This is a genomic window from Streptomyces sp. NBC_01197 (assembly GCF_036010505.1).
Taxonomy (GTDB): Bacteria; Actinomycetota; Actinomycetes; order Streptomycetales; family Streptomycetaceae; genus Streptomyces.
In genome coordinates this window covers 1749296-1764916 of record NZ_CP108569.1, presented here as the reverse complement: position 1 = coordinate 1764916, position 15621 = coordinate 1749296, and the positions used below count along the sequence as shown (strand labels likewise).

At 67.9% G+C, this 15621-nt stretch carries 15 protein-coding genes and 1 pseudogene; 5 read left to right on the top strand and 11 right to left on the bottom strand.

Features of this window, described 5'->3' with window-relative positions; genetic code table 11:
* The first annotated feature begins 159 nt into the window (after positions 1-159).
* The gene (gene recA, locus OG452_RS07880) at positions 160-1293 is read left to right on the top strand and encodes a recombinase RecA (protein ID WP_327294905.1); all 1134 of its coding nucleotides are present in this window, start codon (positions 160-162) and stop codon (positions 1291-1293) included.
* Between the two features lie 3 nt (positions 1294-1296).
* On the top strand, positions 1297-1977 hold the full coding sequence (gene recX, locus OG452_RS07875) for a recombination regulator RecX (RefSeq protein ID WP_327294904.1): 681 nt from the start codon (positions 1297-1299) through the stop codon (positions 1975-1977).
* 107 nt (positions 1978-2084) lie between these two features.
* On the opposite strand, the gene OG452_RS07870 is transcribed toward recX, so the two are convergent.
* The 5 genes and pseudogenes from OG452_RS07870 to OG452_RS07850 form a co-directional block, all read right to left on the bottom strand.
* Positions 2085-2474 carry a rhodanese-like domain-containing protein gene (locus OG452_RS07870; protein ID WP_327294903.1) on the bottom strand — a complete coding sequence of 130 codons (390 nt, stop codon included), beginning with the start codon at positions 2472-2474 and terminating at the stop codon, positions 2085-2087.
* A gap of 122 nt (positions 2475-2596) precedes the next feature.
* A complete protein-coding gene (locus OG452_RS07865) occupies positions 2597-3136 on the bottom strand; it encodes a cysteine dioxygenase (RefSeq protein WP_327294902.1) in 540 nt (179 codons plus the stop codon).
* A gap of 147 nt (positions 3137-3283) precedes the next feature.
* The gene (locus OG452_RS07860) at positions 3284-3355 is read right to left on the bottom strand and encodes a putative leader peptide (RefSeq protein WP_327299548.1); all 72 of its coding nucleotides are present in this window, start codon (positions 3353-3355) and stop codon (positions 3284-3286) included.
* 47 nt (positions 3356-3402) lie between these two features.
* The gene (locus tag OG452_RS07855) at positions 3403-5295 is read right to left on the bottom strand and encodes an FAD-dependent monooxygenase (RefSeq protein ID WP_327294901.1); all 1893 of its coding nucleotides are present in this window, start codon (positions 5293-5295) and stop codon (positions 3403-3405) included.
* A gap of 369 nt (positions 5296-5664) precedes the next feature.
* Positions 5665-6609, bottom strand: a pseudogene (locus OG452_RS07850) (winged helix-turn-helix domain-containing protein); the annotation flags it as partial.
* Positions 6610-6704: 95 nt separating this feature from the next.
* Between OG452_RS07850 and OG452_RS35390 the strand changes: the two are divergent.
* Positions 6705-7771 (top strand): IS630 family transposase gene (locus OG452_RS35390; protein ID WP_442809945.1). Its coding sequence is split into 2 segments (ribosomal slippage): positions 6705-7151 and positions 7154-7771, totalling 1065 coding nucleotides; the frame shifts between segments, so codons are not numbered across the junction.
* 165 nt (positions 7772-7936) lie between these two features.
* On the opposite strand, the gene OG452_RS07835 is transcribed toward OG452_RS35390, so the two are convergent.
* The 5 genes from OG452_RS07835 to OG452_RS07815 form a co-directional block, all read right to left on the bottom strand.
* Positions 7937-8341, bottom strand: coding sequence for a hypothetical protein (locus OG452_RS07835; RefSeq protein ID WP_327294899.1), 405 nt, complete (start codon positions 8339-8341; stop codon positions 7937-7939).
* Positions 8342-8525: 184 nt separating this feature from the next.
* Positions 8526-9440 carry an amino acid ABC transporter permease gene (locus OG452_RS07830; RefSeq protein ID WP_327294898.1) on the bottom strand — a complete coding sequence of 305 codons (915 nt, stop codon included), beginning with the start codon at positions 9438-9440 and terminating at the stop codon, positions 8526-8528.
* Positions 9437-10111: an amino acid ABC transporter permease gene (locus OG452_RS07825; protein WP_327294897.1), complete on the bottom strand. Its 675-nt coding sequence runs from the start codon at positions 10109-10111 to the stop codon at positions 9437-9439. The genes OG452_RS07830 and OG452_RS07825 overlap by 4 nt, the downstream gene beginning before the upstream one ends.
* 83 nt (positions 10112-10194) lie before the next feature.
* On the bottom strand, positions 10195-11025 hold the full coding sequence (locus OG452_RS07820; RefSeq protein WP_327294896.1) for a glutamate ABC transporter substrate-binding protein: 831 nt from the start codon (positions 11023-11025) through the stop codon (positions 10195-10197).
* Positions 11026-11119: 94 nt separating this feature from the next.
* Entirely contained in the window at positions 11120-11914 is a 795-nt protein-coding gene (locus OG452_RS07815; protein WP_327294895.1) for an amino acid ABC transporter ATP-binding protein, read from the bottom strand.
* A gap of 333 nt (positions 11915-12247) precedes the next feature.
* On the opposite strand from OG452_RS07815, the gene OG452_RS07810 reads away from it, so the two are divergent.
* Both OG452_RS07810 and OG452_RS07805 read left to right on the top strand, forming a co-directional pair.
* Positions 12248-12937 carry a response regulator transcription factor gene (locus OG452_RS07810; RefSeq protein ID WP_327294894.1) on the top strand — a complete coding sequence of 230 codons (690 nt, stop codon included), beginning with the start codon at positions 12248-12250 and terminating at the stop codon, positions 12935-12937.
* 15 nt (positions 12938-12952) lie between these two features.
* Positions 12953-14347 carry a sensor histidine kinase gene (locus tag OG452_RS07805; protein ID WP_327294893.1) on the top strand — a complete coding sequence of 465 codons (1395 nt, stop codon included), beginning with the start codon at positions 12953-12955 and terminating at the stop codon, positions 14345-14347.
* A 43-nt stretch (positions 14348-14390) separates the two neighbouring features.
* On the opposite strand, the gene OG452_RS07800 is transcribed toward OG452_RS07805, so the two are convergent.
* Positions 14391-15386, bottom strand: coding sequence for a TAXI family TRAP transporter solute-binding subunit (locus OG452_RS07800; protein WP_327294892.1), 996 nt, complete (start codon positions 15384-15386; stop codon positions 14391-14393).
* Positions 15387-15621 lie beyond the last annotated feature (235 nt).

Here is a 15621-nt window from a genome sequence, read left to right as displayed (position 1 = left end):
GGTACTCGGACGAACCGTCGACCGGTTGTCCACTGCGTTGTCCACCGAGTTGTCCGCCAGGTTATCCACAGGTGGGACGGGCTTCGGAGCCCATTGTCAGTGGCAGGGGTTAGCGTCATTGACGTGAAGCGATCGACTCAAGCAAATCGGGTGGAACCCATGGCAGCAGGCAACGACCGCGAGAAGGCGCTGGACGCCGCTCTCGCCCAGATTGAACGGCAATTCGGCAAGGGCGCGGTGATGCGCCTGGGTGAGCGGCCCAACGAGCCCATCGAGGTCATCCCCACCGGGTCGACCGCCCTTGACGTCGCGCTCGGTGTCGGCGGCCTGCCGCGCGGCCGGGTGGTCGAGGTGTACGGGCCGGAGTCCTCAGGCAAGACGACGCTGACGCTGCACGCGGTGGCGAACGCGCAGCGGCTCGGCGGCCAGGTGGCCTTCATCGACGCCGAGCACGCACTCGACCCCGAGTACGCGAGGAAGCTCGGCGTCGACATCGACAACCTCATCCTGTCCCAGCCGGACAACGGCGAGCAGGCGCTGGAAATCGTCGACATGCTGATCCGCTCCGGCGCGCTCGACCTGGTCGTCATCGACTCCGTCGCGGCGCTGGTGCCGCGTGCGGAGATCGAGGGTGAGATGGGCGACTCGCACGTGGGTCTGCAGGCCCGGCTGATGAGTCAGGCGCTCCGCAAGATCACCGGCGCGATGAACCAGTCCAAGACCACCGCGATCTTCATCAACCAGCTCCGCGAGAAGATCGGCGTCATGTTCGGCTCCCCGGAGACCACCACCGGTGGCCGGGCGCTGAAGTTCTACGCGTCCGTACGGCTCGACATCCGCCGGATCGAGACCCTGAAGGACGGTACCGACGCGGTCGGCAACCGCACCCGGGTGAAGGTCGTCAAGAACAAGGTCTCGCCGCCCTTCAAGCAGGCCGAGTTCGACATCCTCTACGGCCAGGGCATCAGCCGCGAGGGCGGCCTGATCGACATGGGCGTGGAGAACGGCTTCGTACGGAAGGCGGGCGCCTGGTACACGTACGAGGGCGACCAGCTCGGGCAGGGCAAGGAGAACGCCCGGAACTTCCTGAAGGACAACCCCGATCTCGCCAATGAGATCGAGAAGAAGATCCTGGAGAAGCTGGGCATCGGTGTCAGGCGAGAGGCCGAACTCGGAGCCGAGCCGGGCGCGGACGCCGCAGGCGCCGTCGTGGCCGACGAGGCAGCGAAGACGGTTCCCGCTCCGGCCGCCGGCAAGGCCAAGACGGCCAAGGCCGCCGCGGCCAAGAGCTGACCCGTGGTCCGGAGAACCGAATGGCCGGAGGACACAGGCGCTACGGACTCCGGGGGCTCCACGGCCTCCGGGGTCTCCGGGGGCGAGGTCGGCCAGGGGGACGGAGGAGTGGGACCGCGGCGGCAGCGGTCCCAGCAGAAGCGGTCCCAGGACCAGGGACCGCGGAAACCTCAGGATCCGGCGGAGCAGGCGCGGGCCATCTGCCTGCGCCTGCTCACCGGGACCGCACGCACCCGTAAGCAACTGGCTGAAGCACTGCGGAAGCGGGACATCCCCGAAGAGGTCTCCGAGGAGGTGCTGTCCCGCTTCGAAGAGGTCGGACTCATCAACGACGCGGCTTTCGCGGATGCCTGGGTGGAGACCCGCCACCATGGACGGGGGCTCGCCAAACGGGCGCTCGCGCGGGAGCTCCGTACGAAAGGTGTGGACTCCGAGCTCATCGAGGAGGCCGTCGGACAGCTGGACTCCGAGCAGGAGGAGGAGACTGCCCGGGAGCTGGTTACCCGCAGGCTCCGCTCGACACGGGGGCTGGACCGCGACAAACGGCTGCGCCGTCTTGCGGGCATGCTCGCCCGCAAGGGGTACCCGGAGGGCATGGCCCTGAGGGCAGTGCGGCAGGCGCTGGAGGCGGAGGGCGAGGACCTGGCGGACCTGGAACACGGGGGGTTCCAGGGCGACGGGTAGCTGTGCGGTAGACGGATAGCCGTGCGGTGGGTAGCTGGGGTCGGTAGCCGCAGGTCGGTAGGTGTGGTCGGTAGCCGGGCGACGGCTCGCGCCGCCGCCCGGGGCGTTCAGGGCCCGGCGACCGGGAGTCCTGCCGCGCGCCAGGCCTGGAAGCCGCCGATGAGGTCGGTCGCCCGGTGCAGGCCCAGCTGTCGCAAGGACGCCGCGGCGAGGGACGATGCGTACCCCTCGTTACAGATCACCACGGTCCGCAGACCATGGCCGGTGGCCTCGGGCGCACGGTGGCTGCCCTGTGGATCGAGCCGCCATTCCAGTTCGTTGCGTTCGACGACCAGCGCCCCGGGGATCAGGCCGTCGCGCTCTCGCAGCTCCGCGTACCGGATGTCCACCAGCAGCGCCCCGTGCGCCGCGGCATCGAAAGCCTCCCGGGGCCCGATCCGGTCGAGCTCGGACCGGACCCGCTCCAGCAGCTCGTCCACGGAGAGTGGTTCGGGCATGGGGGGTGGTTCGGACAGGGTGCGTGGTTCGGACGCCGAGACCGGTTCGGACACCAGGACCGGCTCGGACGACGGGACTGGTTCGGACGCCGGGGCCGGCTCGGGTTGGGAGCGCGGCTCGCTCACTCCCACTCCCCGGGGTGCTCAACCTGCTCCAGGCGCAGGAGGGGGCCCCTGCGGCTGTAGCGGCGCATCAGCGGCAGCGGCGGGTAGTAGGCGTGCACCGAGACCGCGTGCTCGGCGGGCGACTCATTGAGCACCTGGTGGACGTGGTGGGCGCCGAAAGCCCGTCCGTCGCCCCGTGCCAGCTGCCGGGTGCGGTCGACCCCGTCGGCCAGTTCGAGGGTCTTCCACCCTTCGGTGGGCAGCCGCGCGGCAAGCGAGTCCTCCGTGAGCAGGCCTGCCGCTGTGGCGAACGCGCCCTGGGAGCCGCCGTGGTCGTGCCAGCCGGTGCCGGTGCCGGGCGGCCAGCCGATCAGCCAGGCCTCGCTCCCGCCCGGACCGTCCAGCCGGATCCAGGTGCGGCCCTCGGGGTCGAGCGGGAGGGAGCGGATGAGTTCGGAGTCGGCGGCGGTACGGCGTACGAAGTCGAGGAGCCGGCTCGTGGCGGGCGCAGCGGAGCGCGCGGGCGCCGGGGCGGGCAGGGGTGTGGAGAGAGACATGATGACCGTCCGGATTGGTTCGCGGGAACGTGCGGCGCGGCAACCCGGAACAGCACGCGGCAGTCCGGAACAGCAGGCCGGAGTCCGGAACAGCACGCGGCAGTCCGGAGCAGCGCAGGCGGCGCAGGCACGGAGAGAAAGGGCGAATCAGCGGGACGGGCGACACATGCAGCCCGCATAGCGGACGAGGTCCATATGGACCCTCCGCCACAGGCGCACATCGGTGTCGGTCACGCTCCGCAGTACACCATGTGCGTCCAGGACGGTCAATTGACGTCCGCGGTGCTCTCCTCACGGACCGCCGTCGCCGCCCCGCCCCGTGCGGCGTCGGCCGCTTCGTACAGTTCGGCGGGGCGCACCCCGCTGAAGGCCGCCACCAGATGGCCGTCCGGACGCACCAGCAGCACCGTGTGCGCCGAAGCGCCCGGATAGGTCTCGGCCACCAGGAGTTCGCCCTTGACCGGCAGCGCGCTCACCGCGGCGGCCAGCCTCGGCATCACGCCCGCCTTCACCCAGTGCCGCCGGTCCCACACCCCCGTACCCGGTGCGATCAGGACGACCAGCAGCTGCCCGCGTCCGAGCCGTTCGCGCAGCCGTACGGTCGTACCGTCCGGCGCCGTGACCCGTACATCGGCGATCTGAGCGCCGGCAGCGGTTCCCACCGCGGTCTGCGAGGGTGTGCGTGGCGGCGCCAGGGGGGAGTGGGCGTACACCGGGGGTGCGCCCAGCGCGCCGCTGCCCAGATGGCCGTCCGCGAGGAGGGCGTCGTGCCCGCGCGCCCCGCCGGGCAGATACGCGCGCAGCCCACCACCGCCGCGCAGTATCGGCAGCGACTGGTCGGCGGCGCGCAGCCGGGCGGCGACAGCAGTACGGCGTTCCGCCTGGTAGCTGTCGAGCAACAGCTCGGAGGCTCCGTGGTGCCAGGTCTGTGCCAGCTTCCAGGCGAGGTTGCCGGCGTCTCGCAGCCCCTCGTCCAGCTCCTGGGTGCCGAGTGCGCCCAGCAGATGCGCGGCGTCCCCGGCCAGGAACGCCCGGCCCACCCGCCAGCGCCTGGCCAGCCGGTGGTGCAGGGTGTAGACGCCGGTGTCGATCAGTTCGTACGGAGGTGTCTCGCCGCCGCACCAGCCCGCCAGGGCGGCCCGGACCCGCGCCACCAGTGCCTCGGGGGTGACCAGTTCGGCGCGCGGCGGCAGCAGCCAGTCGATCCGCCAGACGTCGTCCGGCAGTGGACGGGCCGTCACCTCTTCCCCGCCGGTCCGCCAGGGCGGCAGCCGGTGCAGCAACGCCTCGCCGGGCCAGGGCAGTTCGGCGCGCAGCGCGGCCACCGCGTGCCGTTCCACCGCCGTACGGCCGGGAAACCGGATGCCGAGCAGTTTGCGGACGGTGGACCGGGCTCCGTCGCAGCCGACCAGATGGCTGCCGCGCCACCAGGTGCCCTGCGGGCCTGCCGTGTGCACGGTGACGCCGCCGCGGTCCTGTTCGATGGTGTCCACCCGGCTGCGGGTGACCAGCTCCACCTGTTCCCGCTTCGCCGCCGCGGCCCGCAGGCCCCGGGTCAGGGCGTGCTGCGGCAGATGGAACGGCGAGGGCCCACCAGGACCGGGGCCGCCGAACCCCTCGGCCGGACCCGGCCCGTCCGGCCCGTCAGAGCCATTGACCACGCCCGGCCCCGCGGCCACCCCCGCTCCATTGACCACACCCGTCCCATCGGCCTCGTCGGACCCGCGAAACCCGTGCGGACCGAATGAGCCGGATGGGGAAGAAATGCCCGCAAGGTCGACCGGCCCACCCCGCCCGCCGCTCGTGCCGGGGCCGCCGGCTCCCTGACCGCCAATCGCGCCGCCGATGCCCCGGCCCCCGTACCCCACGGAACCGGCGGCGTTCCGGCCGGGCTCGTCGAAAACGACCCGCTGCATCTGCCGGCTCCGCCTGACGGACCGCCAGGCGGCCCAGCGCGCGGTCTCACCCGGGGCTGTCGTGCAGCCGAGCCGGCCCAGGAAGTCAGCGGTCTCCGGGCGCAGTACGACTGTGCGGGCGGGGCGCGGCGCGTCCTCGCCGGTTCCCTCGTCGAGCACGACGGAGGGGACATCCAGCGCGGCGAGCGCCAGGGCCAGCGCGAGCCCGACCGGGCCCGCGCCGACGATGATCACCGGGTCCACGGTGCGGCTCCTCGAACCCGTGCGGAGAAGTGACTGATGGCAGGTAGAGCCCGGTGCGCGATCACAGAACGTATGCAACCCATTGAGGGTGCCCCCGTCAAGCGAGCAACGGCGCCGCACGTCAGGCGGTTCGTAGGTGCGGCATCAAGCGACCGAACCGATTGAGGAGTTGGATTTCGCTGATTCGGTGTCGCCGCAGCCGAATGCTGTGGCAGGGCTTTCGTCAGCGGACTCGTACGGGTCTTGATCAGACCGGTAAGGAGTGGAGCTGGGCTGCAACGATGAGGTTTGGCAAGGGTCCGTCCGCTACAAGGGGAGAGGCACTCTCCAGGTGCTGAGGCTGAAAGTGTGATGGCCGCTGTGTTGATCACCGGGTTCGATGATCAGTCCGGTCTCGGCGCGGCAGCGATCGGTGGAGGCGATACTGGATCTTGTTGAGCTTTCTCTTCATGACCCGCAGGAGGTGGTCGAGGTTGGCGGTCAGCGAAGTTCGCCAGGCCTCGCTTGACCAGTGACCAGACGCCTTCCTGCGGGTTGAGGTCCGGCGCATAGGAGGGGAACTGGTAGATCTCCAGCCAGTCGCAGTACTCGAGGGCGGACTCGGCCAGGCCGTCGGCGAGATGGACGTTCAAGTTGTCCCAGCACCACACCACCGGCCCGCCGAGCTGCAGGTGGGTCACATCGAGGAAGTCGCGGTAGTCCTGCCAGGCGAAGCTCTTTCGCCTCGCCCTTGCGGGCGCGGTAGACGTCAGCCTGTAGAAGAACCGCGATAGGTGGCCGGGCTTGAAGCAGACCACGCCGGCCACTGTCACCCGGCCCCGGCCGCCGACGCAGACCCACACCTGGGGGTAGACCTCGGCCTTCCAGACCGCGACCGCCTCGTCGTCCCGCTCCATCGCTCTGCGGGCTGGCACCTGACAGGACCAGCCGTTACGTACCAACGGCTTGCGCACACCCTGGATGGTGTAGGTCAGATGGAAACGACGGCCGATCACCGTGTTCACACGGCCCAGAGTCCAACGCTGGTCCTCCCAGCATGCGCGGCCGACTCTTTGGCCAGCTCCGCTTCCAGATGCGTGAACTGCCGATCGCTCAGCCTCGGCAGTGAGGCCGGCCCCTGCGATCGCAAGGACCGTGGGCCGTCCTCGGCCTACGCGTGACGCCATTGCTGGACCGGGCGGACACTGGCCCGCAGATCCCTGGCAATCGCTGTACTACCCTCGCCTCGGGCAAACCGAATCGGTCGCCTGGAGCCGTAACTCTCGCGAACTGCTGCCGTTTGACGGTCAGCCCGCCCCTTTGCGGATACCGCATGCCTCCGGTGATACCGCAGTCAACGGTTACTGAGGCTGAACTCGTGGTGTCGTAAGGGGTGACGACTGGTCGGTGGCTGCGGTATCACCGGAGTCATGCGGTATCCACAAGGGGGCGGGCTGACCGCCGAACGACAGCAGTTTCGCGAAGAGTTACGGCTCAAGGCGGCCGAGCGGTTCGCCCTGGGCGAGGGTAGTACAGCGATCGCCAGAGATCTGCGGGTCAGTGTCCGCTCGGTCCAGCGATGGCGTCACGCGTGGGCCGAGGGCGGCCCGCGATCCTTGCGGTCGCAGGGGCCAGCGTCGCTGCCGAAACTGAGCGATCAGCAGTTCACGCAGCTTGAAGCGGAGCTGGCCAAAGGCCCGGCCGCGCATGGCTGGCAGGACCAGCGCTGGACGCTTGCCCGGGTCACGACGGTGATCGGCCGACGCTTTCACCTGACATACACGATCCAGGGCGTGCGCAAGCTGCTGGTGCGCAACGGCTGGTCTTGCCAGGTACCGGCCCGCAGAGCGATGGAGCGGGACGACGACGCGGTCGCGGGGTGGGTCAAGGAGGTGTGGCCCTGCGCGGAAGGCTCGCGGCGGCCCATGGAGCCTGGCTCGTCTTCGAAGACGAAGCCGGCTTCTCCATGACGCCGCCGCACGCAAAGACATGGTCGCCACGCGGCCGCACCCCGGTGGTCCGCGTCCGCGGCCGTTCCCGCAGGCGCATATCCATCGCAGCGCTGACCTGCTACAAACCCGGCCACCGGTCGAGGCTGGTCTACCGGCCCCGCCGCGACGACGGCAACCGTGACGGGCGCAAGAGCTTCTCCTGGCGCGACTACCGCGACCTGCTGATCTCCGCCCACCAGCAGCTCGACGGCCCCATCGTGCTCATCTGGGACAACCTCAACGTCCACAAAGCAGCCGGCCTGAGAGAGTTCGCCGAAACCCGCGACTGGCTGACCATCTACTACCTGCCGCCCTACGCACCCGACCTCAACCCCGTCGAGGGCATCTGGTCACTCCTACGGCGCGGATGGCTCTCGAACGTCGCCTTCAGCACCCCCGAACACCTCGTCCAGACCGTCCGGCGCGGCCTGCGGCACATCCAGTACCGCAGCCACCTCATCGACGGCTGTCTCACCGAGACCGGCCTGACCATCCGCCCCGCCTGACCATCAGCACGACATCCCGAGTTCAACCTCAGTAGCCGTCACCGCTCTACGACCCCACAGGTTCAACTGCAGTAGGCGCGAAGGTGCGATTCGTCACCTATATTCCGTTTTGGAAAGAAGTAACGGCCTACCAAATGGAGATAGGCCGTTACAGGGGATTGGAAGTCAGGCCTTATAGGTAGCGTGAGCCACGGAACTCTTCGAACCGACATCGTCGGTGTCGATGGTTCCGGCGTTTGACGCCCGATAGGTCTGTCCGTGCTTGGCTGAAAGAGAAACCGTCACCGTCTGGCATGTCGTGGCGGCCCTACAGGCCTTTCCCTTGATGATCATGCCGTGCTTTCCCCCGTCGGCTGAAAGTACGACTGCAGGCCGCATTATGAGTGTGCGCCTCTTGCAGGTCATCTTCCCGAAGGCCTTTACCTTGCTTCCATCACGCCAGACCTTGACGTAATTCGTGCAGCCCTTGTACTTGGCGCTGCCATCGGCCGCATGTGCTGCGGTTCCGGATATCAGCAGGCACGCGAGTGCCAGTGAACTGATGCTTGCGACACGCATTTTCTTCTTCATGTTACTACCCCCTCATTTGGTCATATTCGTGGCGTGGTCGATGCCAGGAACTATCAATAAGTTACAGTAGCGCTGTCGTTGATGTAATCAAACCGAATAGAAAACTGCTGAAATCTGGAACAAAAATTAGCGCAGAATGCGTCGATGGGCAGCGGGTTCCCGCTGCCCATCGACCGATGCCTCGTCAGCTCGGCTGGTTCTCCTGGCCGAGGGGGGTTGCCGGGGCAGGGATGGTCTTCAGACCGCCACCCGGTCCGGCCTCCACGACGGCGCCCGTGGAATTCTTGCCCCGGCGCAGTCGCCCTTCGAGGCGACTGGCGAACAGCGTGAGCAGGTAGTTCATCACGATGTAGATCAACGCGATCACGACAAGCGTGGCGATGGTATTGGCGCCGTAGTTCGCTGTGATCTGCCGATTCCGTGAAAGCAGTTCGGTGAAGCCGAGCATCGCACCGCCCAGTGCGGTGTCTTTGACGATGACGACGAGCTGGCTGACGAGGGCCGGGAGCATTGCAGTGACAGCTTGCGGCAGCAGGACGCTCGTCATTGTCTGGCCCTTGCGCATCCCGATGGCCTTGGCGGCGTCGGTCTGTCCGCCGGGCAGGGTGAGTACACCGGCTCGGACGGTCTCGGCGATGACCGACGCGTTGTAGAGGACCAGGCCGGTCACCACGGCATACAGCGGCCGGATGTCGGATTCGAGGTCCGCGTACTGGATGTAGAGCTGATTCGCGAACATCATCAGCAGTAGCACCGGAATGGAGCGGAAGAACTCCACCACGACACTTGAGACCCAACGCACCCACACGTGGTCGGAGAGCCGCCCGAGACCGAGCATCGCGCCGAACGGAAGCGCGATCACGATCGAGAGGGCTGCGGCCTTGAGAGTGTCGACCAGTCCGGGGAGCAGATACGTCGTCCAGACCTCGGAGTCCGTGACGAAGGGCTTCCACTTCGCGGCCGCGAGCTGGTCCTTGTCTGCCATGGTCGCCAGAACCCACCAGAGGGCGAGCGCTAGCACTACGAGGAAGACGATCGTGTAGATGACGTTCCGCTGTTTGGCACGGCGGCCGGGGGAGTCGTACAGCACCGAGGTCATCGCTTCACCGCCACTCGCTTGGCCACCCAGCCGAGGATCAGGCCGGTCGGGAGGGTGAGAACGATGAAGCCGAAAGCGAAGACCGCGAAGACGGCGATCAGCTTGTCGCTCTCGTTCTCGATCATGTCCTTCATCAGGCTCGCAGCTTCAGCCGTACCGATCGCCGCCGCCACCGTGCTGTTCTTGGTGAGTGCGATCAGCACATTCGCCAGGGGACTGACGACCGAGCGGAAGGCCTGCGGGAGGACGATCAGGGTCAGGACCTGAGTGAAGCTGAGTCCCAGTGCGCGGGCCGCCTCTGCCTGGCCCACCGGAACGGTGTTGATACCGGAGCGCAGCGACTCGCAGACGAACGTTCCGGTGTATGCGACCAGTCCAAGCACGGACAGACGGAAGCCTATGTCGTTGAAGTTATCGGCTCCGAGAGCGAAGCCCAGCGTCTGGTTGAGTCCCAGAGAGCAGCCGACGATGATCACCGTCAGCGGGATGTTGCGGACGATATTGATGTAGGCGGTACCGAAGCTGCGCATCAGCGGGACCGGACTGACCCGCATGCCGGCCAGGAGCGTTCCCCAGACGAGGGAACCTATCGCTGAGTACACGGTGAGCTGCACCGTTACCCAGAAGGCGCCGAGCAGGTCGTACTGCCCGGAATCAAGAAAGTCGAACACGTTGCCCCGCGCTCTCCCGTGTCGGATGGCGCGGCGCGCCGCTGGTGCCTCGTAGGTTCACCGGACGGCGCGCCGACTGAGGATCAGCTGGTTTCCGTGATCTTCGGAGCGGGCTCGTTCTTGTAACCGGCCGGACCGAAGTTCCTCTTCACTGCGGTGGCCCAGGTACCGTCCGAGACCATCTTTTCGAGCGCCTTGTTGATCTTTCCCTGGAGCTCGGTGTCGCCCTTCTTCAGGCCGATGCCGTAGTTCTCGTCGCTCAGCTTCAGACCGGCGAGCTTGAACTTGCCCTGGTGCTCCTTCTGCGAGGCATAACCTGCGAGGATGTCGTCGTCGGTGGTCAGTGCGTCAACAGCCTTGTTCTCCAGGCCCGTCAGACACTCCGAGTAGCCGCCGAACTTCTGCAGGTCTGCCTTGGGCGCCAGCTTGTCCTTGATGTTCTGAGCCGAAGTGGAGCCAGTCACCGAACACAGCTTCTTCGAGTTGAGGTCCGCCGCCTTGGTGATCGACTTGTCGTTGGCGCGGACCAGCAGGTCCTGGTGGGCCAGCAGGTAGGGGCCGGCGAAGGAGACTTTTTGTTTGCGCTCGTCCGTGATCGAGTAACTGGCGACGACGAAGTCGACGTCCCCGGCCGAGATCAGGTTCTCGCGCTCCGCACTTGGGGCCTCCTTCCACTCGATCTGCTTTTCGGAGTAGCCGAGCGACTTGGCGACATACCGGGCGACATCGACGTCGAAACCCTCGTACTTGCCGTCGGGTGTCTTCAGGCCGACACCGGGCTGGTCGAACTTGATGCCGATGGTGATCTTCTTGCCACCGCCAGCCGAGTCGTTCTTGCCCGAACCACAGGCGGTGGCGGTCAGGGAGAGAGCCATAACCGCGGCGGCTGCCGCACTTGCCTTGAGTAGCTTCATGGATGAACTTTCCTCGCGTAAGTCAATGGTCAGCTGGTTCGGCGGAACCTGAATCGGCCTGGTGAGCCGCAACTGGCCGGAATCGGTCCCGAGATCAGTGATGAAGGATCTTCGACAGGAAGTCCTTGGCGCGGTCGCTGCGGGGGTTGCTGAAGAACTGGTCCGGGGCGGCCTCTTCGACGATCTTCCCGTCGGCCATGAAGACGACCCGGTTTGCCGCGGAGCGCGCGAAGCCCATCTCGTGGGTGACGACGATCATCGTCATACCGTCACGAGCCAGCTGCTGCATGACCTCGAGGACCTCGTTGATCATCTCGGGGTCGAGCGCCGAGGTCGGCTCGTCGAAGAGCATGACCTTGGGGTCCATCGCCAGCGCCCGCGCGATCGCGACGCGCTGCTGCTGGCCGCCGGAGAGCTGTGCGGGGAACTTGTCGGCCTGAGTGCCGACGCCCACCCGGTCCAGCAGCGCACGCGCCTTCTCCTCGGCGGCCTTCTTCTCGGTCTTGCGCACCTTGATCTGGCCGAGCATCACGTTCTGCAGAACGGTTTTGTGCGCGAAGAGGTTGAACGACTGGAAGACCATGCCGACATCGGCGCGCAGCCTGGCCAGTTCCCGGCCCTCGGCGGGCAGGGGCTTTCCGTCGATCGTTATCGCGCCGGAGTCGACGGTCTCCAGACGGTTGATGGTGCGGCACAGTGTGGACTTGCCGGACCCCGAGGGGCCGATGACGACCACGACCTCGCCACGGGCGATGGTCAGGTCGATGTCCTGGAGCACATGCAGCGCGCCGAAGTGCTTGTTGATGTTGCTCAGTACGACCAGGTCGTCCGACACCGGCAAGGTTTTTTCGGCGGATTCGGCGGACTTGGTCACTGGCACTCCGCTCATCGGCTGTTCGCTCCGTCCTCTTCGACCGCACGGGCGGTCGTGGTTGGAAGGACAGTAATGAGGCGCTCCTACCAGCGTCATCACATCTGAGCGGAAATTGAGCATCACGATCTGATTGCATGTGGGCACGGGCCGGACACTCCCGGTGAACGGGAACATGACCGGAGTACCGGGTGCGTAACGGAAACCCAGCAGAATCCGGAACCCTCTTGACTGGCACGGCAGCCATCGGCGTGGATGACGAGACGTACGCGCGGCGAGACACGCGGATGGCGAGACGTGCCGATCACGAGACGTTACGGATGACGGAACCGCGCACCACGGAAGGGGCCCATGAGACTGCTGCTCGTCGAGGACGACAACCACGTGGCCGCCGCCCTGTCCGCCGTACTGGCCAGGCACGGCTTCAAAGTCGTGCACGCCCGTAACGGCGAGGAGGCGCTCCGGTCCCTCCTGCCGGACGAGCAGGAGCCCTTCGGCGTCATACTTCTCGACCTCGGCCTGCCCGACCTGGACGGCTACGAGGTCTGCGGCAAGATCCGCAAGCGCACGGCGACCCCGGTGATCATGGTGACAGCCCGGGCCGATGTGCGGTCCCGCATCCACGGCCTGAACCTCGGCGCCGACGACTACGTCGTCAAGCCCTACGACACCGGCGAACTACTCGCCCGGATCCACGCAGTCAGCCGGCGCAAGAGCGCCGGCGAGGACACCGGGGCGGTCCCGGCGGCAGCGCTCCGGGTCGGTCCCGTCGAGATCCAGCTCCCCACCCGGCGGGTCAGCGTGGAGGGCAGCGAGATCCAGCTGACCCGCAAGGAGTTCGATCTGCTGGCGCTGCTCGCCCAGCGCCCCGGTGTCGTGTTCCGCCGGGAGCAGATCATCAGCGAGGTCTGGCAGACCAGTTGGGAAGGGACCGGCCGCACTCTTGAGGTGCATGTCGCGTCACTGCGCTCCAAACTGCATCTTCCCGCACTGATCGAGACGGTGCGCGGCGTCGGCTACCGCCTCGTCGTCCCGGCCTGAGGCGCGTCCAGGCCCGTGCGCGCCCGACTGCTTCCGCTGCTCATCGTCCTCATGGCCGGGGTACTGCTCGCGCTCGGCTTCCCGCTCGCCCTGAGCGTGGCCGCCGCCGCGCAGCAGAACGTGGTCGTCGACCGGATCGACGACACCGCGCGGATGGCCGAGGAAGCGCAGTTCGTCACCGAGATACCGGCGAGCGAGCAGGAGCGGCACGACACGCTCCAGGAGGAACTCGCCCGCTACGAGACGGTGTACGGCATCCGGGCCGGTGTCTTCTACCGCGACCGCATCGCGATGGCCGCGGCCCCGCAGTCCTGGACGGTACCGGTCAGCGGTGAGGGCCGGACCGCCTTCGAGGACGCGCTCGCGGGACGGCGCAGCCGGGACCCCGGGCAGATCTGGCCCTGGCAGCACGGGCGGCTGATCGTCGCGTCGCCCGTCGTCAGGAACGGCGACGTGATCGCGGTGGTGGTCACCGACTCGCCCACCGACCAGATGCGTTCCAGGACCCTCCGCGGCTGGCTGCTCATCGCCGCGGGCGAGGCGGGGGCGATGCTGCTCGCGGTGGGCGCCGCCTTCCGGCTCACCGGCTGGGTGCTGCTTCCGGTGCGCACCCTGGACGCGGCCACCCACGGCATCGCGACCGGGCTGATGAAGTCCCGTGTCGCCTCCGGCAGCGGTCCGCCGGAACTGCGCCGTCTGGCCCGGTCGTTCAACGAGATGGCCGACAACGTCGAGGACGTGCTTGAGCAGCAGCGCGCCTTTGTCGCCGACGCGTCACACCAGTTGCGCAACCCGCTGGCCGCACTGCTGCTGCGGATCGAGCTGCTCGCCTTCGAACTCCCGGAGGGCAACGAGGAGATCGCCTCCGTGCGTACCGAGGGCAAGCGCCTCGGCCAGGTCCTCGACGACCTCCTCGACCTCGCGCTGGCCGAGCACACCGCCGCGGAGCTGCGGCTCACCGACATCGCCGAGCTGGCGGCCGAGCGGGTCTCGGCCTGGCGCCCGGTCGCGGAGGGCAAAGGCGTCCGGCTCACCGGGGGAGGCGCCGGGGCGGTCACCGCCTGGGCCGACCCCGTAGCGCTCTCCAGCGCCCTGGACGCGGTGATCGACAACGCGCTGAAGTTCACCCCCGGCGGCGAGGAGGTGCGGGTCGAGGCTGCCTCCTGTGGCTCCTCCTCCCGGATCACGGTCGCCGACGGAGGTCCCGGACTCGGCCAGGACGAACTCGCCCGGATCGGCGACCGCTTCTGGCGCAGCGGCCGCCATCAGAACATCAAGGGCTCGGGCCTCGGCCTCTCCATCTCGCGCGCCCTGCTCACGGCGGGCCGCGGCACGATCTCGTACGAGCAGAACGAACCGCACGGGCTCCGTGTGACCGTGACGCTGCCGCGCTCTTCCCCGGACACATAGACCTTCACGGGCGGCCGGCCGTTCGCGTGCGGCGGCGCCCGGGTCAGGGCTTGACCGACCGGTAGTAGCGCCGTGCACCCTCGTCCAGCTTCAGCGGGTCCGTGTAGATCGCGGTCCGTACGTCCACCAGTTGCGCCGCGTGCACCTGCCGCCCGATGCGGTCGCGGCTGCGGATCACGCTGCGGGTGAAACCTTCGGTCAGCTTCGGGTCCACGCGGTCGGTGGTCACCAGAACGTTCGCAACCGCGATGGTCGGCACCGGGGCGCTGTTACGGGCCTGGCGGTAGGCATCGGCCGGCATGACGGCCGAGCGGTAGTAGCGGGTGGTGCCGCCGGCCGCGTGCAGCCGGGTCACCAGGTCGTCGAGCGGGATCAGCCGGATCGGCCGGCGCGCGGCCAGATCGCGTACCGCGTCGGTCGGCAGGCCGCCCGACCAGAAGAACGCGTCGATCTTGCCCGCCTTGAGGAGTGCCGGACTCGTGTCGATCCCCGCCGGTACGGCGGTGATGTCCTTGACCGGGTCGAGGCCGGCGGCCCGCAGCGTGCGGTCCGCTATCAGCCGTACGCCGGATCCGGGCTGGCCCACGGCGACCCGCTTGTGGCGCAGGTCGGCGGCACGTCTGACCGTGGAGCTGTCCTCGACGGCGAGCTGCACATAGTCGTCGTACAGCCGGGCGCAGCCGCGCAGCCGGTCCGCGCCCGGCTTGCCGTCCTCGATGTACTTTGCGATGGCGTCGGCCGTCGCGATGGTGAAGTCGGCCTTGCCGGTCGCGACCCTGGCGAGGTTCTGCTGGGAGCCCTCGCTCGGCTGGAGACGTATGTCCACCCCGGGCATGTCGTGGGCGAGTGTGGGGCTGAGCAGCTTCCCGTACAGCTGGTACACGCCGGTCCGCACCCCGGTACTGAAGGTCACGCTCCCGTGCGGGGAGGACGGGCCGATGGGCAGCAGCCACCACATCAGCAGTCCGGAGACCACCAGTACGGCCGCCGTCCCCTGGAGGGCGCGGCGGCGGCTGATGCGAGGCAGTGCCTTGGGCATGGGCGCGATCCTGCCAGTTCACGCCCCCGGCGAACAGGGGAGCGAGGGAGTGGGGCAGCGGACGGGGCGACGTGGCGGGGTGCGGCTCCGGTACGCGGTGAGGTCGCAGTCCGGCCGCCGTGCGCTTGCTCAGGAATCCAAAATTATTCGGATCGGTCCATGGATGTCACTATTGATCCTTGATCACCCGAAGGCAGCCGATTGCCGCTGGACCGCGCACCGGAGGACCGCAGTG